This window comes from Achromobacter sp. RW408, from assembly GCF_003184165.1.
GTDB lineage: Bacteria > Pseudomonadota > Gammaproteobacteria > Burkholderiales > Burkholderiaceae_B > Achromobacter > Achromobacter xylosoxidans.
The window spans coordinates 942,103-963,918 of sequence record NZ_QHHO01000049.1; the positions used below are offsets into that span (position 1 = coordinate 942,103).

At 67.2% G+C, this 21,816-nt stretch carries 21 protein-coding genes; 6 read left to right on the forward strand and 15 right to left on the reverse strand.

What is annotated here, in order from left to right:
- Nucleotides 1-45 precede the first annotated feature (45 nt).
- Complete coding sequence (locus DK459_RS23805; protein ID WP_006388202.1) at nucleotides 46-555, reverse strand: winged helix DNA-binding protein; 510 nt, start codon at nucleotides 553-555, stop codon at nucleotides 46-48.
- Nucleotides 556-712: 157 nt separating this feature from the next.
- On the reverse strand, nucleotides 713-1,483 hold the full coding sequence (gene nudC / locus DK459_RS23810; protein ID WP_020927504.1) for an NAD(+) diphosphatase: 771 nt from the start codon (nucleotides 1,481-1,483) through the stop codon (nucleotides 713-715).
- A gap of 276 nt (nucleotides 1,484-1,759) precedes the next feature.
- Between nudC and dctP the strand changes: the two genes are divergently transcribed.
- The 4 genes from dctP (at nucleotide 1,760) to DK459_RS23830 (ending at nucleotide 5,946) form a co-directional block, all read left to right on the forward strand.
- A complete protein-coding gene (gene dctP / locus DK459_RS23815) occupies nucleotides 1,760-2,734 on the forward strand; it encodes a TRAP transporter substrate-binding protein DctP (protein WP_024068741.1) in 975 nt (324 codons plus the stop codon).
- Nucleotides 2,735-2,741: 7 nt separating this feature from the next.
- On the forward strand, nucleotides 2,742-3,242 hold the full coding sequence (locus DK459_RS23820) for a TRAP transporter small permease (protein ID WP_020927502.1): 501 nt from the start codon (nucleotides 2,742-2,744) through the stop codon (nucleotides 3,240-3,242).
- Nucleotides 3,235-4,536, forward strand: coding sequence for a TRAP transporter large permease (locus DK459_RS23825; protein ID WP_006388198.1), 1,302 nt, complete (start codon nucleotides 3,235-3,237; stop codon nucleotides 4,534-4,536). Before DK459_RS23820 ends, DK459_RS23825 begins: the two co-directional genes overlap by 8 nt.
- Nucleotides 4,537-4,875: 339 nt before the next feature.
- Nucleotides 4,876-5,946, forward strand: coding sequence for a porin (locus DK459_RS23830; protein WP_024068739.1), 1,071 nt, complete (start codon nucleotides 4,876-4,878; stop codon nucleotides 5,944-5,946).
- Between the two features lie 94 nt (nucleotides 5,947-6,040).
- On the opposite strand, the gene DK459_RS23835 is transcribed toward DK459_RS23830, so the two are convergent.
- The 13 genes from DK459_RS23835 to DK459_RS23895 all read right to left on the reverse strand — a co-directional run bounded on the left by DK459_RS23835 (nucleotide 6,041) and on the right by DK459_RS23895 (nucleotide 19,443).
- A complete protein-coding gene (locus DK459_RS23835) occupies nucleotides 6,041-6,748 on the reverse strand; it encodes an ABC transporter ATP-binding protein (RefSeq protein WP_053501252.1) in 708 nt (235 codons plus the stop codon).
- 4 nt (nucleotides 6,749-6,752) lie between these two features.
- Nucleotides 6,753-7,475: an ABC transporter ATP-binding protein gene (locus tag DK459_RS23840; RefSeq protein ID WP_020927499.1), complete on the reverse strand. Its 723-nt coding sequence runs from the start codon at nucleotides 7,473-7,475 to the stop codon at nucleotides 6,753-6,755.
- On the reverse strand, nucleotides 7,456-8,445 hold the full coding sequence (locus DK459_RS23845) for a branched-chain amino acid ABC transporter permease (RefSeq protein ID WP_020927498.1): 990 nt from the start codon (nucleotides 8,443-8,445) through the stop codon (nucleotides 7,456-7,458). The genes DK459_RS23840 and DK459_RS23845 overlap by 20 nt, the downstream gene beginning before the upstream one ends.
- A 1-nt stretch (nucleotide 8,446) precedes the next feature.
- Complete coding sequence (locus DK459_RS23850; RefSeq protein WP_110135106.1) at nucleotides 8,447-9,298, reverse strand: branched-chain amino acid ABC transporter permease; 852 nt, start codon at nucleotides 9,296-9,298, stop codon at nucleotides 8,447-8,449.
- 45 nt (nucleotides 9,299-9,343) lie between these two features.
- Entirely contained in the window at nucleotides 9,344-10,594 is a 1,251-nt protein-coding gene (locus DK459_RS23855) for an ABC transporter substrate-binding protein (protein WP_006388192.1), read from the reverse strand.
- A 373-nt stretch (nucleotides 10,595-10,967) separates the two neighbouring features.
- Complete coding sequence (locus DK459_RS23860) at nucleotides 10,968-11,774, reverse strand: putative hydro-lyase (protein WP_020927495.1); 807 nt, start codon at nucleotides 11,772-11,774, stop codon at nucleotides 10,968-10,970.
- A 101-nt stretch (nucleotides 11,775-11,875) separates the two neighbouring features.
- On the reverse strand, nucleotides 11,876-12,787 hold the full coding sequence (locus tag DK459_RS23865) for a LysR family transcriptional regulator (protein WP_006388190.1): 912 nt from the start codon (nucleotides 12,785-12,787) through the stop codon (nucleotides 11,876-11,878).
- 155 nt (nucleotides 12,788-12,942) lie between these two features.
- Nucleotides 12,943-14,289: an amidase gene (locus tag DK459_RS23870; protein ID WP_070541325.1), complete on the reverse strand. Its 1,347-nt coding sequence runs from the start codon at nucleotides 14,287-14,289 to the stop codon at nucleotides 12,943-12,945.
- Between the two features lie 92 nt (nucleotides 14,290-14,381).
- Entirely contained in the window at nucleotides 14,382-15,065 is a 684-nt protein-coding gene (locus DK459_RS23875) for a DUF2848 domain-containing protein (protein WP_070541323.1), read from the reverse strand.
- A gap of 79 nt (nucleotides 15,066-15,144) precedes the next feature.
- Complete coding sequence (locus tag DK459_RS23880; RefSeq protein WP_020927492.1) at nucleotides 15,145-16,428, reverse strand: TRAP transporter large permease; 1,284 nt, start codon at nucleotides 16,426-16,428, stop codon at nucleotides 15,145-15,147.
- The gene (locus DK459_RS23885; RefSeq protein ID WP_020927491.1) at nucleotides 16,425-17,045 is read right to left on the reverse strand and encodes a TRAP transporter small permease subunit; all 621 of its coding nucleotides are present in this window, start codon (nucleotides 17,043-17,045) and stop codon (nucleotides 16,425-16,427) included. The genes DK459_RS23880 and DK459_RS23885 overlap by 4 nt, the downstream gene beginning before the upstream one ends.
- Nucleotides 17,046-17,055: 10 nt before the next feature.
- Nucleotides 17,056-18,102, reverse strand: a complete 1,047-nt coding sequence (locus DK459_RS23890) for a TRAP transporter substrate-binding protein (RefSeq protein ID WP_006388185.1) — start codon at nucleotides 18,100-18,102, stop codon at nucleotides 17,056-17,058.
- A 435-nt stretch (nucleotides 18,103-18,537) separates the two neighbouring features.
- A complete protein-coding gene (locus DK459_RS23895) occupies nucleotides 18,538-19,443 on the reverse strand; it encodes a LysR family transcriptional regulator (protein ID WP_047992683.1) in 906 nt (301 codons plus the stop codon).
- Nucleotides 19,444-19,530: 87 nt separating this feature from the next.
- On the opposite strand from DK459_RS23895, the gene DK459_RS23900 reads away from it, so the two are divergent.
- Together DK459_RS23900 and fabV are read left to right on the forward strand one after the other, a co-directional pair.
- Nucleotides 19,531-20,484, forward strand: coding sequence for a DMT family transporter (locus DK459_RS23900; RefSeq protein WP_006388183.1), 954 nt, complete (start codon nucleotides 19,531-19,533; stop codon nucleotides 20,482-20,484).
- A 129-nt stretch (nucleotides 20,485-20,613) separates the two neighbouring features.
- Nucleotides 20,614-21,810 carry an enoyl-ACP reductase FabV gene (gene fabV / locus DK459_RS23905; protein WP_054443443.1) on the forward strand — a complete coding sequence of 399 codons (1,197 nt, stop codon included), beginning with the start codon at nucleotides 20,614-20,616 and terminating at the stop codon, nucleotides 21,808-21,810.
- The last annotated feature ends 6 nt before the right edge of the window (nucleotides 21,811-21,816 follow it).

Consider the following 21,816-nt stretch of genomic DNA (forward strand, 5'->3'; position numbering starts at 1 on the left):
CGCGGCGTGCGGGTTGCGGTACGGGGCGCTGCCCCGCGTATCGGTTTACAGGGAGGTCGCGGCGCGCGCGGCCTGGTCGTACAGGCCGGACAGGGCGCGCAGCGTGTGCGCCAGCTGGCGGCTGAATTCCAGGCCGCCCCCGCCCGGCGCGTCGAGGCCGGCGGTCAGGCATTGCTCGCGGATTTCGCCGTAGCGCTTGATGATGGCCGCGCCCTCGGGCGTGACGCTGTAGAACACTTCCTTGCTGGCGCGCTCGCCCTTGACCACGCCCAGGCGGTCGAGCTTTTTCAGCGCGTAGTTGACGATGTGCGTGTCCTCGACATTCAGCGTGAAGCAGATGTCGGCCAGCTTCTTGGGGCGCTGGCGGTGGAACACGTGGTGGAACACCATGACGTCGGTGGGCGTCAGGTCGGGCAGGCCCGCCGCCGCCATGCAGCGCACGGTCCAGCGATCGAAGGCGTGGCTGGCGATCATCAGGCCGAATTCGACTTCGGACAGGTCCGGCGCGCTGCCGCCGGCCAGGTGGGCCGACGAGGCGATCAACGTGGAGGTCATAAGGGCCGCGCAACAAGTTTATCTGCGCGAAATACTAATAATTTATCTATATTTCATCAATAAAAAACAAAACAGGGACGGAAAAAATCCCTCGATTCGAGGGAATACCCCTAGGATGAATGCCCGCCTAAGGCGCGCGCAGCACTCCCGCGCCTTGCTATGGCGCGTCCCAGCCAGCCGGCAAATGCGCGCGGATCAGCGAACCGGCAATGGAGATGCGCGCCGCGATCTCTGGCATCGGATCGCCCGGACCGAACCAGCGCGCGTCGGCGATCTCGTCTTCCTGCACGCGGATCTCGCCCGACACGTATTCGGCCGTGTAGGCCACCATCAGCGAATGCGGGAACGGCCAGGATTGGCTGCCGAAGTACTTCAGGTTGCCGACCTTCAGGCCGACCTCTTCCAGCACCTCGCGGTGCACCGTCTGCTCGATGCTTTCGCCCGGCTCGACAAAGCCGGCCAGGGCCGTGTAGCGCCCGGCGGCATTGGCGGTGTGGCGCGCCAGCAGGATGCTGTCGCCCTTGCGGATCAGCACCATCATGGCCGGCGAGATGCGAGGATAGGCCGAGAAGCCGCAGGCCGGGCAGCGCTGGCAGAACTCGCCGCTGACGCGCGTGGTGGCCGTGCCGCAGGCGCCGCAGAAGCGATGGGTGCGGGCCCATTCGGCGATCTGGTAGGCGCGCCCGGCAAGCGCCATGCGTTCCTCGTCCAGCACCCCGAACAAGGACCGCAGCTTCTTGAAGGCGTAGCCGTGCGGCGCTTCGATGCCCGGTTCGACATGCGCGGCGCGGGCCGGCGAATCCGGCGTGGCCCAGACCGGCTGCAGGGCGTCGGCCCCAAGCCCGGCGCGCCCACAGGCATCCAGGTCCGGCAACACGCTGGTGGCTTCCTCGACCAGCAACTCGTCACGACGAAAAACGAAATTCACACGACCCTCTGCGACACGACTGCGATGACGAGATCTTAGAAGAAAAAGACGCCGCCGCAAGACAACGTCCGGCCCGTGGGCACACTATTTCAATCGTCAAGCATTTCGGACCGGCGGCCTAGGAATTACCCGTAAACACGCGCTTGCAGGCACTTTGTGACCAAGAGGCAACATAGAATGGCACGGCTTTTCAGCTATGCGTCATGCCGCGCCGCGCGCTTTTTCGCAATGCCTCCGGGCCCTGCCCGCACTCATCATTCGCAAAGAAGGACCATCATGTTCAAGAAGCTCTCGCTGTTGACCGGCTCCATCGTCCTGGCGTTCAGCGCCGGCGCCCAGGCCCAGACCAAGTGGGACCTGCCCAGCGCCTATCCCGCCAGCAACTTCCACGTCGAAAACCTGACGACCTTCATCAAGGACGTCGACACGCTGTCGGAAGGCAAGCTCAAGATCACGCTGCACAACAACGCCTCGCTCTACAAGGCGCCCGAGATCAAGCGCGCGGTGCAAGGCAACCAGGCCCAGATCGGCGAGATCCTGCTGACCAACTTCGCCAACGAGGACCCGATCTACGAACTGGACGGCCTGCCCTTCCTGGCCACCGGCTACGACGCCTCGTTCAAGCTGTACCAGGCGCAGAAGCCGTTCCTGGAAAAGAAGCTGAATTCGCAGGGCATGACACTGCTGTACGCGGTGGCCTGGCCGCCCCAGGGCATCTTCGCCAACAAGGACATCAAGCAGATCAGCGACATGAAGGGCCTGAAGTGGCGCGCCTACAGCCCGGTGACGGCCAAGATCGCCGAACTGGTCGGCGCCCAGCCGGTGACGGTGCAGCAGGCCGAACTGTCGCAGGCGCTGGCCACCGGCGTGATCGACTCGTACATGTCGTCGGCCTCCACCGGCTACGACACCAAGACCTACGAGTACATCAAGAAGTTCTACGACACCCAGGCCTGGCTGCCCAAGAACGCCGTGATCGTCAACAAGAAGGCGTTCGACGCGCTTGATCCGGCCACACAGGAAGCCTTGAAGAAGGCCGGCGCGCAGGCCGAGGAACGCGGCTGGAAGCTGTCGCAGGAAAAGAACAAGTGGTACCAGGAAGAACTGGCCAAGAACGGCATGGAAACCGTCAAGCCCACGGTCGAACTGAAGGAAGGCCTGTCGGTGATCGGCAAGCGCATGCTGGATGACTGGCTCAAGAAGGCCGGCGCCGACGGCCAGGCCATGATCGACGCCTACCGGAAGCAGTGATACGACCATGCGCCGCTTTCTGGATGGACTTTACGGCGCGGCCGGCCTGCTGGCCGGCCTGTGCACGATCGGTGTATTGGTTGCGGTGCTGGCCGCGATCGTCGCGCGCCAGCTTGGCCTGAACATTCCCGGCACGGACGCCTATGCCGGGTATTTCATGGCCGCCGCCGGGTTCCTGGCGCTGGCCAGCACCTTCAAGCATGGCGAACACATCCGCGTGACGCTGCTGCTGAACGCGCTGTCGCCGGCCGGCAGCCGCCGCCTGGATATCTTCGCGCTGGCGGCGGGCACCCTGATGGCCGCCGCCTTCGCCTTCTTCAGCGTCAAGCTCACCTACGACTCCTGGCAGTTCAACGACATCTCCACGTCCAACGACGCCACGCCGCTGTGGATTCCGCAGCTCAGCATGGCCGTGGGCACGGTCCTGTTCCTGGTCGCCCTGCTCGATGAGCTGGTACGTCGTTCACGCGGCCTGGCCGCCGCCACCTCGCAGCAAACCCATGAATGAACTTCTCGTCATTACCCTGCTGGTCGTCTCGATCTTCGCATTCCTGGGATGCGGCGTCTGGGTCGGCCTGACGCTGGCGGGCACCGCCTGGATCGGCATGGAGATGTTCTCCAGCCGCCCCGCCGGCGATGCCATGGCCGTCACCATCTGGGGCGCCTCGTCCAGCTGGACGCTGACCGCCCTGCCCCTGTTCCTGTGGATGGGTGAAATCCTGTTCCGCACCCGCCTGTCGGAAGACCTGTTCAAGGGCCTGGCCCCCTGGCTCAACCGCCTGCCGGGCCGGCTGCTGCACACCAACGTGATCGGCTGCGCCATCTTCGCGGCGGTGTCGGGCTCGTCCGCGGCCACCTGCGCCACGGTCGGCAAGATGACCATCCCCGAGCTGACGCGCCGCGGCTACCCCGAATCGAAGATCCTGGGCACGCTGTCGGGCGCGGGCACCCTGGGCCTGCTGATCCCGCCGTCGATCATCATGATCGTCTACGGGGTGGCGGCGGACGTGTCGATCGCCAAGCTGTTCATCGCCGGTATCGTGCCGGGCATCCTGCTGGCGCTGTTGTTCATGGGCTACATCGCCTGGTGGGCCATCCGCAATCCGGACGAAGTGCCCGCCGCCGATCCGGGCCTGACGTTCAAGGAAAAACTGTCGCGTTCGCGCCACCTGATTCCGGTGATGCTGCTGATCGGCGCGGTGCTGGGCTCGATCTACACCGGCCTGGCCACGGCCACCGAGGCCGCGGCGGTGGGCGTGGTCGGGGCGCTGATCCTGTCGGGCCTGCAAGGGTCGCTGTCGCGCGCCACCTTCATGCAATCGCTGCTGGGGGCCACCCGGTTGTATTGCATGATCGCCCTGATCCTGGCGGGCGCGCAGTTCCTGACGCTGGCGATGGGCTACATCGGCCTGCCGCGGGCGCTGGCCGAGTGGATTGGCGGACTGGGCCTGTCGCAGTTCTGGCTGATCATGGCGCTGATGGTGTTCTTCATCGTGCTGGGCTGCTTCCTGGACGGCATTTCCATCGTCGTGCTGACCATGGGCGTGCTGCTGCCGACGGTGCAGGCGGCCGGCATCGACCTGATCTGGTTCGGCATCTTCATCGTTTTCGTTGTGGAAATGGCACAGATCACGCCGCCGGTGGGCTTCAACCTGTTCGTGCTGTCGGGCATGAGCGGGCGCGAGCTGCCCTATATTGCCCGCGCCTCGCTGCCGATGTTCTTCCTGATGATCCTGGCGGTGCTGCTGCTGTACCTGGTGCCGGGCATCGCGACGTGGTTGCCGCTGCACATGACGCTCTGATCCGCACACCACCCGCCCAAAACCCCGTTCCTGCAACGGGGTTTTTTTTGGAACAATGCCAGGATTGTTCCAGTCATCGCCTTTTTTGCATTTCTGTAAACCCAGGGAAAACGCGAAAAAGATAAACGCACTACACAAGCCGTAACTTTTCTAGAATCCTCGTGGCGTTCTGGATTGGCACCACTATGGCGCACGGAACGTACAGAGGGCCCATGCTCCGGACCCGCGCCAACCCCTGGCGTCGGTGCAACGGCCCAGCTCCAGGCGAACCGCCAGGCGCGTCCAGCCGAGCCAAAAGCCCGGCCCACGCTAAGAACAGAAACATTAGGAGAAGCCTCAGTGAAACGCATCACTCTTACGCTCGCCGCCGCCGGCCTCGGCCTGGCCGCAGGCGCCGCTTCCGCTGAAACCAGCGTCACCCTCTACGGTATCGCCGACGTCAGCATGCGCTACGTCAATACCGGCTCCGGCGCGTCCGGCGAGGACGGCAGCCGCCTTTCGATGGAAAACGGCGCCATCTCCAACAGCCGCTGGGGCCTGCGCGGCTCGGAAGACCTGGGCGACGGCAACCGCGCCTTCTTCCGCCTGGAGCAAGGCTTCAACGTGCAGAACGGCAACTCGTCCAGCTCGGGCAAGACCTTCAACCGCCTGGCCTACGTCGGCCTGGACGGCGGCAGCATCGGCGCGTTGACGCTGGGTCTGCAGAACACGGTGATCCAGGACCTGATGGCGGACTACTTCGATCCGCTGACCGTCGGTAACTACAACGAAAACTCGTGGCTGCCCGCCGCCATGGGCCGCGTGCGCAACAACAACACCTTCCGCTACTCGAACACGCTGGGCGACCTGAACGTGATCGCGTCGTGGGCCAACGGCGACAAGTGGTCGGACCGCAAGGCCGGCCAGCAGATGGGCGTGAGCCTGCGCTATACCGTTGGCCAGCTGGGCCTGGGCGGCGCCTTCATGCGCACCTACGAAGGCAACGACTCCGAACTGCGCCAGCAAGTGTGGAACTTCAGCGCTTCGTACCAGTTCGAAAGCGCCAAGGTCTTCGCCGGCTACTTCAACGGCCGCGACCAGACCGGCTGGGTCAACGCCGTCATGGGCGGCACCACCACCGCCCAGCTCGACCGCAAGGACAACGGCTACTTCGCCGGCGTGACCTGGCAGGCCACCCCGCGCTGGGCCATCACCGGCGCCGCCTACTACGACCAGAGCAAGAACGTGGTCGAAGACGGCGACAAGGGCAAGCGCTACGCCCTGGTGGCCGTGGCCGAATACGCGCTGTCCAAGCGCACCCAGGTATACGGCACCGTGGACTACAACAAGGTCCGCGACGCCGCCACCGGCGAAATCGCCGGCCGCACCAGCCAGCTGGGCGCCGGCGTGGGCATCCGCCACATTTTCTAAGTCCTTCGCGACTTACGGCCCGCCCCCGGCCGCATGTCAAAAAGCCCGTCGCCTCGCGCGACGGGCTTTTTTTTCGTCCAGCGCCTTGCCCGCGCTACATGCCGAGATACGCCTGCCGCACCTCGTCCGACGCCGCCAGTTCGGCCGCATTGCCGGACAGCGCGACGCGCCCGCTCTGCATCACATAGGCGCGCGCCGCGACTTCCAGCGCCTGCGCCATGTTCTGCTCGACCAGCAGCACGGACAGGCCGTCGTCGCGGTTGAGCGCGGCCAGCGCGTCGAACACCTGCTCGACCAGCAGCGGCGACAGGCCCAGGCTGGGTTCGTCGATCAGCAGCAGCCGTGGCCCGCTCATCAGGGCGCGGCCGATCGCCAGCATCTGCCGCTCTCCGCCGGACATGGTGCCCGCCAGCTGTTCGCGGCGCTCTTTGAGGCGCGGGAACAGCGCGTAGACCTTGTCAAGCCGTTCGCGATAGACGCGCTCGTCGCGCACCGTGTAGGCCCCCAGGCGCAGGTTTTGCTCGACCGGCTGGCGCGCGAACACCCGCGCGCCCTCCGGAATCATGGCAATGCCCTGCTTGACCAACTGGTCCGGCGGCGTTCCCGTGATGTCGCGCCCTTCGAAGACGACCCGGCCTTCCTTGGGTTTGACCGAACCGATGATGGCCAGCAGGGTGCTGGACTTGCCGGCGCCGTTGGCACCCAGCAGCGCCGCGATTTCGCCCGGGCGCACTTGCAGCGACACGTCGCGCACGGCCTGCACGCCGCCATAGGCCACGCTCAGGTTGTCGACCTTCAACATCACGTCAGGCACGGTGCTTCCTCCCCAGATAGGCTTCGATCACGGCGGGATTGCGCACGATGTCCTGCGGCGCGCCTTCGGCGATCATCTGGCCGAAGTTCAGCACCAGCACCCGCTGCGCCAGCCGCATGACCACCTCCAGCACGTGCTCGACGATGATCAGCGTGACCCCGGCGGCGTGGATGCCGCGCAGGATCTCGGCCAGCGCGATGGCTTCGGCCGGATTCAGGCCGCCGGCCACTTCGTCCAGCAGCAGCATGCGCGGCTCGGTCGCCAGCGCGCGCGCCAGCTCCACCCGCTTCTGCCCCGCCACGTTCAGTTCCGCCGCCAGCGTGTCGGCGCGGTCGGCCAACCCCACCAGTTCCAGCACCCGCGCCGAGGCGCGGCGCGCGTCGGGCAGGCGCGGATGGCGCAGCAGCGCGCCGACCATGGCGTTTTCCAGCACCGTCATCTGGCCGAAGCTGCGCGGGATCTGGTAGGTGCGCACCAGCCCCATCGCCGCGACCTGCTCCGGCCGCCGGCCGATCATGGACTCGCCGGCGAACGCCACCGTGCCGGAGGTCGGCTCGTGATGGCCGACCAGGCCGTTGAACAGCGTGCTCTTGCCGGCGCCATTGGGGCCGATGATGGCGACGATCTCGCCCGCCTCGACCGACAGCGAGATGTCCTTGTTGGCGACCAGGCCGCCGAAGCGCTTGGTCAGGTTCTTAACGTCGAGCAGAGCCACGGCGCCTCCTCAATGTCACCAGACCGCCTGGCAGGAACAGGGTGACGAGCAGGATCGCCAACCCGAAAATCAGCAGATCCAGGCCCAGGCCCGAACTGCCCCACAGCACCCGCGTGCCTTCCGACAGCGGCAACAGCACGGCCGCGCCCAGCCACGGGCCGACCAGCGTGCCGACGCCGCCCAGGATGGCCACCAGCACCACCTGCACCGACATCGTCAGGCTGAACATCGATTCGGGATCGATGAAGCCCACGTACATGGCGAAAAAGCCGCCCCACACCCCGGTCATGCCGGCGGACAGCACGAACGCCAGCATCTTGTAGCGGTCCGCCGGCACGCCCAGGCTGCGCGAGGCTGCTTCGTCGCCGTTGATGGCGCGCCAGTAGAAGCCGGTCTTGGAGTGCACCAGGAAGTACGTGGCGCAGAACGTCAGGAACGCCAGTCCCACCGCGATCCAGTAGTACGGCACCTTGCTGCGGAACAGCAGCATCCAGGCGGCGTCGCCGATCGGCGCTTCCAGCCCGACGGCGCCGCCGGCCCAGTCCCAGTTGATCATCAGCAGCAGCCCGATCTGCAGCAGCGCGATGGTGGCCATGGCGAAGTAATGGCCGGACAGGCGCAGCGTCGGCCCGCCCACCAGCCAGGCCAGCGCCGCGCTGATCAGGCCGCCCAGCGGGATGCCCAGCAGCGGCGTCAGCTTCAGGTGATGCAGCAGCAGCAAGGTGGTGTAGCCGCCCACGCCCACGAACACGGCGTGGCCGAAGGAAATGCGCCCGAGAAAGCCGCCCACCAGGTTCCAGCACGCGCCCAGCGCGCCGAACATGATGGCCAGCAGCAGCACCTGCAAGGTGAACGAGTCGGTCACCACCAGCGGCACCAGCGCCAGCAGCACCGCCGCCGCCAGCGCCACGGCCACCGGCCATTTCGGCACGCCCGAGCCGGCGCCGTCCTTTTTCTGTGTCGTCGTCATGTCACCACCGCCCGAACAGGCCGCGCGGCCGATACCAGAGAACCAGCATGAAGAGGATGAAGACGCTGACCGTCTTCAGCGCGGGCGCCACGAAGTAGCCCGTCATGGCCTCGATGATGCCGATCAGGATGCCGGCGATGAAGGCGCCCGGCAGCGAGCCGAAGCCGCCCATGCAGACCGCCACGAAGGCCAGCAGGCCAAACACCGTGCCCACCGAGGGAAACACATAGAAGAACGTGGTCAGCAGCGCGCCGGCCAGGCCGACCGCGGCGCTGCCCAGCATCCAGACCTGGGCGTTGACGCGGTCCGGCGAAATACCGACCAGCGCGGCCACCTGGCGGTCTTCGGCCACCGCTTGCAGGGCGTGCCCCCAGCGCGTGCGGTACACCAGCACGAACAGCGCGGCCACCACCACCAATGCCACCAGCCCGGTCACCACTTGCGGGCGACCCAGCGAAACGCCGGCCAGCGTGACGCTGCCGGACACCAGAGTATCGGGCAGGCTGCGGTAGTCCGGGCTGAAGGCGATGAACGCCAGCTGGCGCAGCACCAGGCCCAGGCCGAAGGTGGCCAGGATCACCGCCATCGCGGGTCCCTTCTGCAGGCGCTTGATGATCAGCGCATAGGTGAGGAAACCGACGAAGGCCAGCACGATGGCGACCAAGGGCGCCGACAGCGTGGGGTCGATATGACCCAGGGTGTAGAGCCAATAGGCGGCATACATGCCGAGCATCAGGAATTCGCCATGGGCGAAATTGATGACGTCGGTGATGCCCCAGATCAGCGCCAGCCCCACCGCCACCGCGGCATAGATCAGGCCGTTGAACAGGCCTGCCGAGAGAGCTTCGAACATGGAGTGCTCCTGTGGCGGGCCCCCGCGGCCCGCCACGGCTGATGATTACTTCCAGGAGAACGGCAGCGTGGGCAGCGTCTTGTCGGTGCGGTACTTTTCCGGCCATACCGTCTGGTAGGACGAACCCTTCAGTTCCAGGATCAGGCCGGAACCCTTGGTGTTCTGGCCCTTGTCGTCGAACTTCACGCCGGCCCAGGGCATGGCCACTTGCGCCTCGCCCAGGTCGGTGGCCGCCAGCGCCTTGCGGATCGCTTCCGGATCGGTGGAGCCGGCGCGGTTGATGGCGTCGGCCAGCACCAGCACGCCCTGCATCGAACGGGCGTTATTGCCGTTCAGGTCCTTGCCGGTCTTGGCCTTGTACATGTCGTTGATCTTCTTCAGGCCGGCCTTGGCGGCGGCCACGTCGTTGCCCCAGACGTCGCGCGTCAGCACGCCCTGCACCTGCGGGCCCACTTCCTGCACGAAGCGCGAGTCGATGAAGCCGGCGTCATTGGCCAGCAGCACCGGCGGGGCGTACTTGCTTTCGCGCATGGTGCGCACGAACAGCATGGCGTCCGAGGTGTAGCTGGCGAAGATCGCCACGTCCGGCTTGGCGGCGGCCAGCTTCTGCACTTCGGCCGTCACCGAGGCCGAGCCGGCGCTGTAGGCGATGTTGGCCACCACCTGGCGCTTGTACTGCTTGGCGAACTTCTCGACCGCCTTGTAGGTGTTGACGCCAAAGTCGGTGTTCTCGTAGACCACCGCGATCTTGGCGGTCGGCGTGCCCTTCACGCCGTCCAGGAACTGCATCATGTTCTCGACGAAGGTGTCGTCGTTGGGCGAGGTGCGGAAGAACCACTTGTAGCCGCGCTCGGTCAGGTCCGGGCTGCTGGACTCGCCATTCAGGTAGGGAATGCCGCGCTGCTCGGCGATGCGGCTGGCGGTCTTGGTGACGGCCGATTGGTAGGCGCCGGTCAGGGCCACCACTTTCTCCTGGTCGATCAGGCGCTGCGCGTCGGCCAGGCCCACTTCGGGCTTGCCCTGCGAATCGCCGAACACCACTTCGATCTTGGCCCCGCCCAGCGCCGGCAGGCCGGCGCCCGCGGCCAGCGGGATCCCTTCGAGTTCGGGATGCGGGTTATTGACGATGTCCACGGCCAATTCCACCGCGGCCTTGATCTCGGCGCCGGTGGACGCCAGCGCGCCGGACAGGGGATAGATCGCGCCGATCTTCACGGTCTTGACCTGCGCCTGCGTCGGCGCGGCGGCCAACAGCGCCAGACTCGCGGCGACACCCGCAATGAGCTTCATCTTCATTACCTGACTCCTGGAAAAAATCCCACTGTGAAAGCAATGCAATCCACGGGGCGCGCGGCCCCGGGCCCGGCGGATCCGGGCCTGCGGCGGCCCCGTCCCGCCGGCATGCCGGCAGGCGCTGGGCCTGAAACTTCTGTCGCCTTTTCCCCTTGTCCTTTCATGGATCTTTCTGGAGGCAAAACCAAAGCTGCGGATACGCCATGACAGGCGCCATGAGGGTGCCATGAGGGTGCCACGAGGACACCGCGAGCGCGTCATGGGGACGTCACAAGGACGCCAGGTACGGCTGATTCCTGATCGATGCGATTCCTGTTTCTAGCGGTTTTCCGCTGACGGTTGACTGAGAATGGCCGGTGGCGACTACCGATGGCGACTACAGGATCGCCATGCGGCTGTTGACGAGATCCGTGACCAGCATGTGGCCGGGCGCGTGCGTGATGCAGAAGTCGGGGCGCACCGCGGCCACCACCGACTGCGGCGTGACGCCGCAGGCCCAGAACACCGGCATTTCGCCCGGACGGATCTCCACGGGATCACCATAATCCGGCCGGTTGATGTCGGCAATCCCGATCAATGCCGGGTCGCCCAGGTGCACCGGCGCGCCATGGACCGAGGGAAAACGCGAAGTCACCTGGATGGCGCGGATGGCGTCGGCGGCCTTCAGCGGCCGCATCGACACCACCAGCGGACCGCCGAACACGCCGGCGGCATGGGTCGGGATGCTGGTGCGGTACATCGGCACGTTGCAGCCCTGTTCGATGTGGCGCACCGGCAGGCCGTTGTCGAGCATTGCTTCCTCGAACGAGAACGAGCAGCCGATCAGGAACGACACCAGGTCGTCGCGCCACCAGTCGCGCACGTCGGTGGGTTCGGCCACCAGCTCGCCGTTCTGCCAGACGCGATAACGCGGGATGTCGCTGCGGATGTCGATATCGTGGCCCAGCTCGGGCAACGCCGGATCGCCCGGCTCGGACATGGCCAGCAAGGGGCACGGCTTGGGATTGCGCTGGCAGAAATGCAGGAAATCGGCCGCCAGGGCGCGCGGCAGGATCGCCAGGTTGGCCTGCACATGGCCCGGGGCCAGGTTGGCGGTGGGGCCGGCCAGCTTGCCGCTGCGGGCATCGAGCCGCGCGCGGCGCGCCAGTTCCACGCTGCTGCGGACCGCCGAATCCAGTGCCATGTCAATTCCCCTTGCATCGATGTTGGTATGGGGACATTGCACAGGAACTCGGCCGCAGCGTCTAATCACATGTTGCGATAGACCCCGATCAGAATTCCTTATCAGGGTTTTGCCGGATGGCGCAGCGCTTCTTCGCGCGCAATCTGCTGCGCGGCCTCGGCCACGGTGCGCGGCACCTGGCTGTCCGGCCCCTGCATCCAGCAGGCGGTGTAGTGCAGCGGCGGCAGCGGCGGCGCCTTCACGTCGAGCAGCCGCAATTCGCCCTGCGCCAGCTCCTTATGCAGGATGACGGGCGCGATCACCGCCGTGCCGATGCCGTCCAGCGCCATCCGCACGATCACGCTCAGCGCCGAACTGCCGTACATGCGCGGCGCGTCGACGCCGGCCTGCTGCAGCACTTGCCGCACCGCGCGGTGCGGATCGGTGGTGGACGAATAGGTGATCACCGGCCATTGCCCCAGCCGCTTCAGGCTGATGGGCTGGCGCCCCACCTTGAGCTTGGGGCTGGCGACCCAGCTGAGCGGGTAATTGCACAGGTACAGGTTTTCGATGCGCGGCTCTTCCATCGGCCCCAGCAGGAACGCCAGGTCGATCTGGCGCGAGGCCAGCTGGGTCTTGAGCATGGTGGTGGTGTCGACCTGGATCTCGACCATCAGCGCCGGGTAGGCGTCGTGCAGGTACTCCATCAGCGTCGGCAGCCAGGTGTGGACGATGGTCTCGGACACGCCCAGCCGCAGGGTGCCGCTCATCACGCTCTTGGCGCGGGCCGCCTCCTGCATGTCGCGCCGCAGCTGCAGCATGCGCTCGGCATGCGACAGCAGCTCGCGGCCCTTGCCGGTCAGCTTGATGCCGCGCACGTCGCGGTCGAACAGGCGGATGCCCAGGTCGGACTCCAGCGACGCGATGCGCTGGGAAATCGCCGGCTGGGTGGCGTTGAGTTTTTCGGCCGCGGCGCGAAAGCCGCCCAGCGTGGCCACCCAGAAAAACGTCTCGATATTGCGCAGATCTATCATGGCGCCCGAATCCTGCCCCGTTGCGCGGCCTGTCCCGTCGCCATGTTAGCGTCGGGAGGACGATGCCGATATGGCGGAAAACACCGCCCTGCCCGCCCACGCCGTGGGACGGCGGGAAACCGCGGGCCGCGACGCAACGCGGCCCCGGCGCCGGTTCAAGCGGCGAGCAATTCCTCGACCGCCAGGCCGATCGCCAGCACGCGGCGGTCGGCGCCATTGCTGGCGGCGATCATCAGGCCGACCGGCGCGGTGCCCGCGGCATGGCACGGCAGCGACAGCGCGCAGCCATCCAGGAAATTGATCAGCGTGGGATTGCGCAGGATCAGGCCGTTGGCGGCGTAATAGGCTTCGTCCGAGGCTTGCAGATCCGCCACCGCCGGCGCCACGATGGGCGTCGTCGGCATGATCAGGGCGTCGTAGCCGGCGATGCGGCGGTCGACCGCGGCCACCCAGGCTTCGCGCGCATCCAGCAGGTCCAGGTAGTCGGCGGCGCTCATGTCCTTGCCGCGCAGGATGCGCGACACCACGCGCGGATCGTAGCGCTTGCCGGCGCGCGCGATCAGCTCGCGGTGCCAGGCCCAGGCCTCGGCGGCCGTGAAGCCGCCCTTGGCATTGATGTTGGCCAGTTCGGCGAATTCCGGAATGGCGATCTCGTCGACCAGGGCGCCGGCTTCCTTCAGGCGCGCCACGGCGCGGGCGAAGGTGTCGGACACGTGCTTGTCCATGCCGTCCAGCGCCAGCGTCCTGGGCACCGCCAGGCGCAGGCCGCGCAGCGGCAGCGCCTCGGGCACCGGGCCGCCCTCGCCCGACAGGATCGCGTCCAGTTCTGCGCAGCAGCGCACGCTGGCGGCGATCGGGCCGATGGAGTCCAGGTTGGCCGACAGCGGCAGCACGCCTTCCATCGAGACGCGCCAGGCGCTGGGCTTGAAGCCGGTCAGGCCGCACAGCGCGGCGGGAATGCGCACCGAGCCGCCGGTGTCCGAGCCGATGCCGGCCACGGCCATGCCGTCGGCCACCGACACCGCCGCGCCGGAGGACGAGCCGCCGGGAATGCGGCCGGTGGCGCGATCCCAGGGATTCAGCGGCGTGCCGTAATGGGGATTGATGCCCAGGCCCGAATAGGCGAATTCGGTCATGTTGGTGCGGCCGATGATGACCGCGCCGGCGGCGATCAGGCGCTGCACCACTTCGGCGTTGGCGTCGGCGGCGGGTTCGCCCTCGCGCGCCACCGAGCCGGCCATGGTGGTCTCGCCCTCGATGTCGAACAGGTCCTTGATGCTGATCGGCAGGCCCTCGATGGCCGAGCGCACGATGCCGGCGGCGCGCAGCGTGTCCGAGGCGCGGGCCTGGGCCAGCGCCGACTCGGCATACAGGCGGGTGAAGGCGCGGGCGCCCTCGCCGGCCGGATCGTTGGCGCGCGCCAGGGCGGCCTCGGTCAGTTCAACGGAAGTGGTGCGGCCGTCGTTGAGGGCGGCGGTCAGGGCATTCAGGGTCGAAAGCATACGGTTCCAGGGGGCCGCGGGGCGGCATGAAAAGTGTTGGACCGGCGCGCCCCGCAGGGGCGCGTCATGGCAATCAGGGCGCCTGCCAGGCGTCAGGCCACCACCGGCAGGATCTCGACATGATAACGGTGGCGCAGGCTGCGTTGGCGGCGCGGATCGAACAGTTCCATGGTGAATTCGGCCGACGGGCGGATGCCGCCGATGGCGCCGACGGTGCCGCAGGTCATGCCGGCGCCTTCGGGCAGCGTCGCGCCGCCGCCGGTGTAGCCGGCGATCAGGTCCTGCGGCGTGCGCAGCGAGGCCAGCGGGCCTTCCTGGTACAGCACCTCGACGCCGTTCTCGACGATGTACGAACGGATCACCAGCTCGTCCCAGTAGTCGGCCACGTCGGCCAGGCGCCAGGCCGTGGTCGCCACCGGCTTGACGCAGACCTGCTTGGACATGGCCACGCTGACCGTCTCCAGCTTGCGGTCGGTGTGGTCCGAGGCAATGCTTACGAACATTTCGCCGCCGGCCGCGAACACGAAGGTCTCGACCTCGCCGGAGGAATCGGCGCCCACCGCCTGCACCTGTTCGGCCTGGGTCAGCTGGTTGTCGGCGATGCGGTAGTACAGCGGCACGCTGGTGGGACGCGGCACGCCGATGGCGGCCAGTTCCTCGATATGGTGCTCGATGGCGGCCATGTCGCGGCCGGCCCAGCCCGCCACGATGAGGGTGTTGAAATCCACCTCGACCTGGCGGGGGGAATCGGCTTCGATCTGGAATACGGCTTTCATGAAAAGTCCTGCGGAGGAAACGGGGAAAATGGGCGTGGCATCCGGAGGCCACGCCCGCAACGGTTATGGGCCCGGCGCGCTAGCCGAACACCCGCGGCAGCCACAAGGCCAGGTCGGGCCACCACGCCAGCAGCGCCAGCATCACGAACATCGCCAGCACGAACGGCAGGCTGCCGGTGATCACGGCGCTCATCGAGCCGCTCTTGCGCAGGCTCTGCACCACGAACAGGTTCAGTCCGACCGGCGGCGTGATGAGCGCGGCCTCGACCAGGATGATGATGATGATGCCCAGCCAGATCGGGTCGTAGCCCAGCGCGATCATGATGGGCGCGACGATCGGGATGGTCGTGATCATCATCGACAGGGTCTCCATGAAGCAGCCCAGCACCAGGTAGAACACGATCACGATCAGCAGCATCCAGCCCGGCGACAGGCCCAACCCGGTGATGGACTGCGTCAGCGCGTCGGTCAGGCCGGTGGCCGACATGACGAAGTTCAGGAAGCTGGCGGCCACCACGATCAGCATGATCATGGCGGTCGAGCGCATGGTGCCTTCCATGGCTTCGCGCAGCATGGTCCAGGTCAGGCGGCGGAACCAGGCGGCCAGGATCAGCGCGCCCAGCACGCCCAGCGCGGCGGCCTCGGTCGGCGTGGCCAGGCCGGCGTAGATCGAACCCACCACCAGCAGGAAGATGCCCATCGGCGGCGCCAGGTGCACCAGGCTGGCGAAACGCTGGCCCCAGGTGGCCTGGATCTTCTTGCCGCCCCAGGACGGCTTGGCCACGCAGGCGATCATCACCGTCAGCATGAACAGCGCCGCCATGGCGAAGCCCGGGATGATGCCGGCCAGGTACAGCTTGGGCACGGACGAATTGGTCAGCACGCCATAGATCACCAGGTTGATCGACGGCGGGATCAGGATGCCGAGCGTGCCGCCGGCGGCCAGGCTGCCCAGGAACAGCGGCTCGTTGTAGCCATACTTGCGGATCTGCGGGATGGCCACCGTGCCAACCGTGGCGGCGGTGGCGACGCTGGAACCGGAGGTGGCCGAGAACAGCGTCGAGGCGCCGATGTTGGCGTGCATCAGGCCGCCCGGCAGCCACGACAGCCACAGGCTCATGGCGCCGTACATGCGCTCGGCGAAGCCGGCCCGCAGCAGCACCTCGCCCAGCATGATGAACAGCGGAATGGCGACCAGGAGGAACTCGTTATTGGTGCTCCAGGAGATCTCGCCGATCGCGCGCGACAGCGGCAGCATCGAGAACATCGGGTCCAGGATCAGGCCCAGCACCCCCAGGGCCGCGCCCACGGGGATCGACAGGCCGATCAGGACCAGCAGCAGGGTCAATGCGGTGGCGATCATGCGGCGGCTCCCTTGACCATGCGTTCGCCGGCGGCGGCTTCCTCGTCGGCCTCTTCCTGCGCGGAACGCACGCCGCAGATTTCCTTGACCAGTTCGATGTCGCCGGTCACCAGCGCGGCCGAGGCGCGCGCCAGCATCAAGGCCACCGTGACGCACATCCACGCCAGGCCGAGCAGCCACAGGCCCTGCGGAATCCACAACGGCGTGGCCAGCGGCGTGTTGGCGGCGGACTTCTGCGCCCACGACATCTGCACCACTTCATAGGCGTAATAGGTCAGGAACACCATGAAGACGGCCAGCGCCACCATGGAAACCCAGTCGAGCACGGCCGACAGGCGCACCGGCAGCTTCTGGTACAGCACGTCCACCCGCACGTTGGCGCGCTGCAGCGTGGCGAAGGCCAGCGCCCAGGAGGTGCTGATGGCGAAGGCGTAGCTGGACAGTTCGTCGGCGCCGCCGGTGGTAAAGCCGAGGAACTTGCGGGCCAGCACGTCGAAGGAAATGAGCAGCACGCTGGCGATGGTCAGCGCGCCGCCCGCCCATACCGCGACGCGCGAGAAGGTCTCGGCGCGCCGCAGCAACCCGCCCAGCAGGCGGAAATGTTCGGATCGGGTCATGGGGACAGCCTTACTTGCTGGCGGTCACGCCCAGCGTCTTGCCGACGGTGGCGTTGAAGTCCTTGACGCACTGCGCCGAGCAACGCGCGGCCCACTTGGGCAGCACGGCTTCCTGCGTCACCTTCTTGAGCAGTTCGCGGTCGGCGTCCGAAGGCTGCACCAGCACCATCTTGCCCTTGACCGGGAACGGGCACGCCGCCGCGCCGGTGTTGCAGTCATAGCCTTCCTGGGTCTGGCGCGCCGCGGCGTCCCAGATGTTGTCGACCAGCGTCTTGACGTTGGCCTGCAGGAAGGTGCGCACGTTGGGGTCGAGCTTGTCCCAGGCCTTCTGGTTGACGGCGTGGATCTGCTGGTTCCAGTTGATCGGCAGCGCCACCAGGTGGGTCGACACTTCGTACCACTTGGCCGAGTAGCCCGACAGCGAGCCGGTGATGGCGCAATCGACCACCTTGTTCTGCAGCGCCGGCACCACTTCGCCGAACGCCATGGTGACGCTGGAGCCGCCCAGCGCTTCCACGAATTCGGCGGTGGTGCGGCTGCTGGTGCGGACCTTCTTGCCCTTGATGTCGGCCAGGCCCTTGATCTCGGCGTTGCAGAACAGCACCTGCGCCGGATAGGTGGAGATGCCCAGCAGCTTGACGTTGCTGCCCTCGCCGTACAGGCGCGCGTAGACCGGCTCGAAGGCGTTGGTCACCTCGCGCGCCGTCTTCACGTCCGGCGCCAGGCCGGCCAGGTCGATGGCTTCGTTGATCGGGTTGTCGCTGGCGAAGTACGACAGCGTGGCGGTGCCGAACTCGACCACGCCAGTCGACATCAGGCGCAGCAGTTCCGGCCCCTTCAGGCCCATTTCGTTGAAGCCCTTGATGTCCGCGGTGACCTGGCCCTTGGACGCTTCCGGAATGGTCTTGGTCCAGAACGGCTTTTCGTAATCGTTGTAGGCGGTCAGGTTGGACAGGCCGCCGACCACCTTGAGGTGGGTCTTGGGCAGGTCTTGCGCCTGAGCGGCGCCGGCCAACAGGCTGGCGGCGACGGCGGCGAGAGCGAGCGACTTCTTCATGGAACAAACTCCTGGCTGGCGGGATGGTCTGGCGCGCGCGGGTCCCCGTTACCTTGAGCGCGCGGGTAGAAATCGGAACGTCAGAGGAGCAAAGGTTTTCCCCCGGGCCTGTCCTTCCAGGCGATCTTCTTGATGTGCCGCCATTGCAGCGTCAGGGGCGCCGAGCGTCCAATCGTATGTTGCGATGTGGGGGTATAAATATTTCTTGGGTCTCGCCGGCCGGCCGCCCGGCGCCGGGCGCAGAGCCAGCAACCATGCGGCCTGGCGCGGGATCGCGGGGTCGGACGCAGGCGCGCCGCGAGCGCCTCGCATGACCGCCCGCGCGTCTGGCGCTCGGGAAAACACCTAGGCGCGCGCCCCCCCGCGGATCATGATGCGTGCCGTTGCCGCCGCGGCCCAGGGTCCGTGCGCGGCTTCCTTGCGGGCGGGCAGGCCTTAGGACGCCACGCCGTCGCCGGCCTGCGCCGCGACCTTCTGCGCCATCTGCGCGATCAGGCGCGCCGCATGGCTGTCCGGCCCCTGCACCCAGGTGGCCGTGAAGCTCAATTCGGGCAGCGGATCGGCGTCGACTTGCAGGATGCGCAGTTCGCCGCGCGCCAGTTCCTTGCCCAGGAACACCGGCGCGATCACGCTGGTGCCGATGCAGTCCTGCGTCATCCGCACCACCATCGACATCGAGGCGCTGCCGTACATGCGCGGCGACGCCACGCCGGCGCGCGTCAGCATGTCGCGCACCACGCGGTATGGCGCGCTGTTGGACGGATAGGTGACGATCGGCAGGCGGCCGATGCGCTCCAGCGTCAAGGGCTCGGGGCCCAGTTCCAGCAGCGGGCTGGCGACCCAGGCCAGCGGATAGGTGCACAGCGGCAGGTTCTCGACCCGCGCTTCCAGCACCGGCCCCATCAGGAAGGCCAGGTCGATCTGGCGCGACATCAGGTGCGAGCGCAGCACATGGGTGGTGTCCACCTCGATCTCCAGCACCAGCGCCGGATACGCGGCGTGCACCAGCTCGATCAGCGTCGGCAGCCAGGTCTGCACGATGGTCTCGGCCACGCCGATGCGCACCGTGCCCGTCATCACGTTCTGCTCGCGCGCGGCCTCGAACATGTCGCGCCGCACCTGCAGCATGCGTTCGGCGTGCGACAGCAGTTCATGGCCCTTGGCGGTCAGTTTGACGCCGCGGGCGTCGCGCTCGAACAGTCGCACGCCCAGATCGGCCTCGAGCGAGGCGATGCGTTGCGAGACCGCCGGCTGCGTGGTGTTGAGCTTGTCGGACGCGGCGCGGAAGCTGCCCAGCGTGGCGACCCAAAAGAATGTTTCTATGTTGCGTAGTTCGATCATGAACCTTTCCCCCTGCCGCGATGAGCGTATCATGTCAGCCGCCCCGTGGCCCCCGCCCGGGATTGATCGCGCACAAGGAGTCCGTCCATGTCCCCGGCCGATACCGGTCGCCCGCGCCCCGGCGCGCCCGCCGCCAGCGGCCCGCTCGTCGGGATCCTGCTGCTGGTGCTGTCGATGTGGACGCTGTCGTGCCTGGACGCCAGTGGCAAGTGGGTCATGAACGCCGGGGTGCCGCTGCTGGTGCTGTCGTGGTTCCGCTACGCGGTGCACCTGGTGCTGGTGCTGGCGCTGGTGCTGCCCACGCGCGGAACCGGCATCCTGCGCAGCAAAAAGCCCCGCGAACAGATCCTGCGCGGCGGCTCGATGTTCCTGGCCACGCTGATGTTCTTCACCACGCTCAGCTACATTCCCCAGGCCGAGGCCACCGCCATCAATTTCCTGGCGCCCTTGCTGGTGCTGTCGCTGGCGCCGTGGATCCTGAAGGAGCCGGCGCGCATGTCGCGCTTCGTGGCCGCGGGCATCGCCTTCGTCGGCGTCATCATCGTCATCCGCCCGGGCGGCGGCCTGCATCCGGTCGGCACCATTTTCGGCCTGCTGACGGCCTGTTGCTTCGCGGCCCAGTTCATCGCCACGCGCCGCGTCGCGGGCGACGATCCGTTCACCTCGCTGATCTGGAGCGGCGCCGTGGGCACCGGCTGTCTGACGCTGGCCCTGCCCTTCATCCTGCCCCCGGCGCTGCCGGTGCTGCAGGCGCTGACGCCGCTGGACTGGACCCTGCTGATCTCCACCGGCGTCACGGGCGGCCTGGGCCACCTGTTCCAGATCGCGGCCTACCGCCGCGCGCCGGCCTCGACCCTGGCGCCCTTCATCTACCTGCAGATCATCAGCGCCACCACGGTCGGCTGGCTGGTGTGGGACCACTTCCCGGATCCCCTGACCTGGCTCGGCATCGCCATCATCTGCGCCAGCGGCATCGGCATCGGGCTGGTGGAATGGCGGCGCGGCCGCGCGTTGGCCGCGGCCGCCGCCAACGCGCGCTGAGCGCGGCGATCGAGGCCCGCGGGATGCCCGGGCGCCCTCGCCCGGCGCGCCGCCCCGCTCCCGTACAATCCGGAGCGGTCCCGCCTCTGGCGCGGGACACCGTCCCGGCATTCCCAGAACGAGGTCTTCATGATCATCAAACCCCGCGTGCGCGGCTTCATCTGCGTGACCACCCATCCCGTCGGCTGCGAGGCCAACGTCAAGAACCAGATCGACTACGTCCGCGCCCAGGGCCCGATCAGCGGGGGCCCCAAGCGCGTGCTGGTGATCGGCGCCTCCACCGGCTACGGGCTGGCCGCCCGCATCAGCGCCGCCTTCGGCTGTGGCGCCCAGACCCTGGGCGTATTCTTCGAACGCCCTGGCGAAGCGTCCAAGGCCGGCACGCCGGGCTGGTACAACAGCGCCGCCTTCGACAAGTTCGCCAGCGCCGCGGGCCTGTACGCCAAGAGCATCAACGGCGACGCCTTCTCCGACGCCATCAAGGCGCAGACCATCGCCGCCATCAGGCAGGACCTGGGCCAGGTCGACCAGATGATCTACAGCCTGGCCGCGCCGCGCCGCACCCATCCGGTGAGCGGCACGGTGTTCAACTCGACCCTCAAGCCGGTCGGCCAGGCGGTGACGCTGCGCGGCCTGGACACCGACAAGGAAATCATCAAGGAATCGGTGCTGGAACCGGCCACCCAGGAGGAGATCGACGCGACCGTGGCGGTCATGGGCGGCGAGGACTGGCAGATGTGGATCGATGCCCTGCTAGAGGCCGGCGTGCTGGCCGAAGGCGCCACCACCACCGCCTTCACCTACCTGGGCGAGAAGATCACCCACGACATCTACTGGAACGGCTCGATCGGCGCGGCCAAGAAGGATCTGGACCAGAAGGTGCTCGACATCCGCGCCAAGCTGGCCGCGCGCGGCGGCGACGCCCGCGTCTCGGTGCTGAAGGCGGTCGTGACGCAGGCCAGCTCGGCTATTCCGATGATGCCGCTGTACCTGTCGCTCCTGTTCAAGGTCATGAAGCAACAGGGCACGCACGAGGGCTGTATCGAGCAGGTGTACGGGTTGTACCGCGACAGCCTGTGCGGCGCGGCGCCGATCCTGGACGCCGAAGGCCGCCTGCGCGCGGACGGCAAGGAGCTGGACCCAGCGGTGCAGGCGCAAGTGCAGGCGCTGTGGCACCAGGTGACCGAGTCCAATCTGTATGAACTGACCGATTTCGCCGGCTACAAGCGCGATTTCCTGCGCCTGTTCGGGTTCGAGATCGATGGGGTCGATTACAACGCCCATGTCGACCCGGATGTGAAGATCCCCGGACTGATCACCGCCTGAGGCGGG

What these genes read in the sequence shown, in the direction of transcription:
- dctP (WP_024068741.1), top strand. Translation starts at nt 1,760, where the DNA reads ATGTTCAAGAAGCTCTCGCTGTTGACCGGCTCCATCGTCCTGGCGTTC.
- DK459_RS23900 (WP_006388183.1), top strand. Translation starts at nt 19,531, where the DNA reads ATGTCCCCGGCCGATACCGGTCGCCCGCGCCCCGGCGCGCCCGCCGCC.
- DK459_RS23820 (WP_020927502.1), top strand. Translation starts at nt 2,742, where the DNA reads ATGCGCCGCTTTCTGGATGGACTTTACGGCGCGGCCGGCCTGCTGGCC.
- DK459_RS23850 (WP_110135106.1), bottom strand. Translation starts at nt 9,298, where the DNA reads ATGTTCGAAGCTCTCTCGGCAGGCCTGTTCAACGGCCTGATCTATGCC.
- DK459_RS23865 (WP_006388190.1), bottom strand. Translation starts at nt 12,787, where the DNA reads ATGATAGATCTGCGCAATATCGAGACGTTTTTCTGGGTGGCCACGCTG.
- DK459_RS23885 (WP_020927491.1), bottom strand. Translation starts at nt 17,045, where the DNA reads ATGACCCGATCCGAACATTTCCGCCTGCTGGGCGGGTTGCTGCGGCGC.
- DK459_RS23855 (WP_006388192.1), bottom strand. Translation starts at nt 10,594, where the DNA reads ATGAAGATGAAGCTCATTGCGGGTGTCGCCGCGAGTCTGGCGCTGTTG.
- DK459_RS23895 (WP_047992683.1), bottom strand. Translation starts at nt 19,443, where the DNA reads ATGATCGAACTACGCAACATAGAAACATTCTTTTGGGTCGCCACGCTG.
- DK459_RS23845 (WP_020927498.1), bottom strand. Translation starts at nt 8,445, where the DNA reads ATGACGACGACACAGAAAAAGGACGGCGCCGGCTCGGGCGTGCCGAAA.
- DK459_RS23805 (WP_006388202.1), bottom strand. Translation starts at nt 555, where the DNA reads ATGACCTCCACGTTGATCGCCTCGTCGGCCCACCTGGCCGGCGGCAGC.
- DK459_RS23875 (WP_070541323.1), bottom strand. Translation starts at nt 15,065, where the DNA reads ATGAAAGCCGTATTCCAGATCGAAGCCGATTCCCCCCGCCAGGTCGAG.
- DK459_RS23860 (WP_020927495.1), bottom strand. Translation starts at nt 11,774, where the DNA reads ATGGCACTGGATTCGGCGGTCCGCAGCAGCGTGGAACTGGCGCGCCGC.
- DK459_RS23870 (WP_070541325.1), bottom strand. Translation starts at nt 14,289, where the DNA reads ATGCTTTCGACCCTGAATGCCCTGACCGCCGCCCTCAACGACGGCCGC.
- DK459_RS23835 (WP_053501252.1), bottom strand. Translation starts at nt 6,748, where the DNA reads ATGTTGAAGGTCGACAACCTGAGCGTGGCCTATGGCGGCGTGCAGGCC.
- DK459_RS23890 (WP_006388185.1), bottom strand. Translation starts at nt 18,102, where the DNA reads ATGAAGAAGTCGCTCGCTCTCGCCGCCGTCGCCGCCAGCCTGTTGGCC.
- fabV (WP_054443443.1), top strand. Translation starts at nt 20,614, where the DNA reads ATGATCATCAAACCCCGCGTGCGCGGCTTCATCTGCGTGACCACCCAT.
- DK459_RS23880 (WP_020927492.1), bottom strand. Translation starts at nt 16,428, where the DNA reads ATGATCGCCACCGCATTGACCCTGCTGCTGGTCCTGATCGGCCTGTCG.
- DK459_RS23825 (WP_006388198.1), top strand. Translation starts at nt 3,235, where the DNA reads ATGAATGAACTTCTCGTCATTACCCTGCTGGTCGTCTCGATCTTCGCA.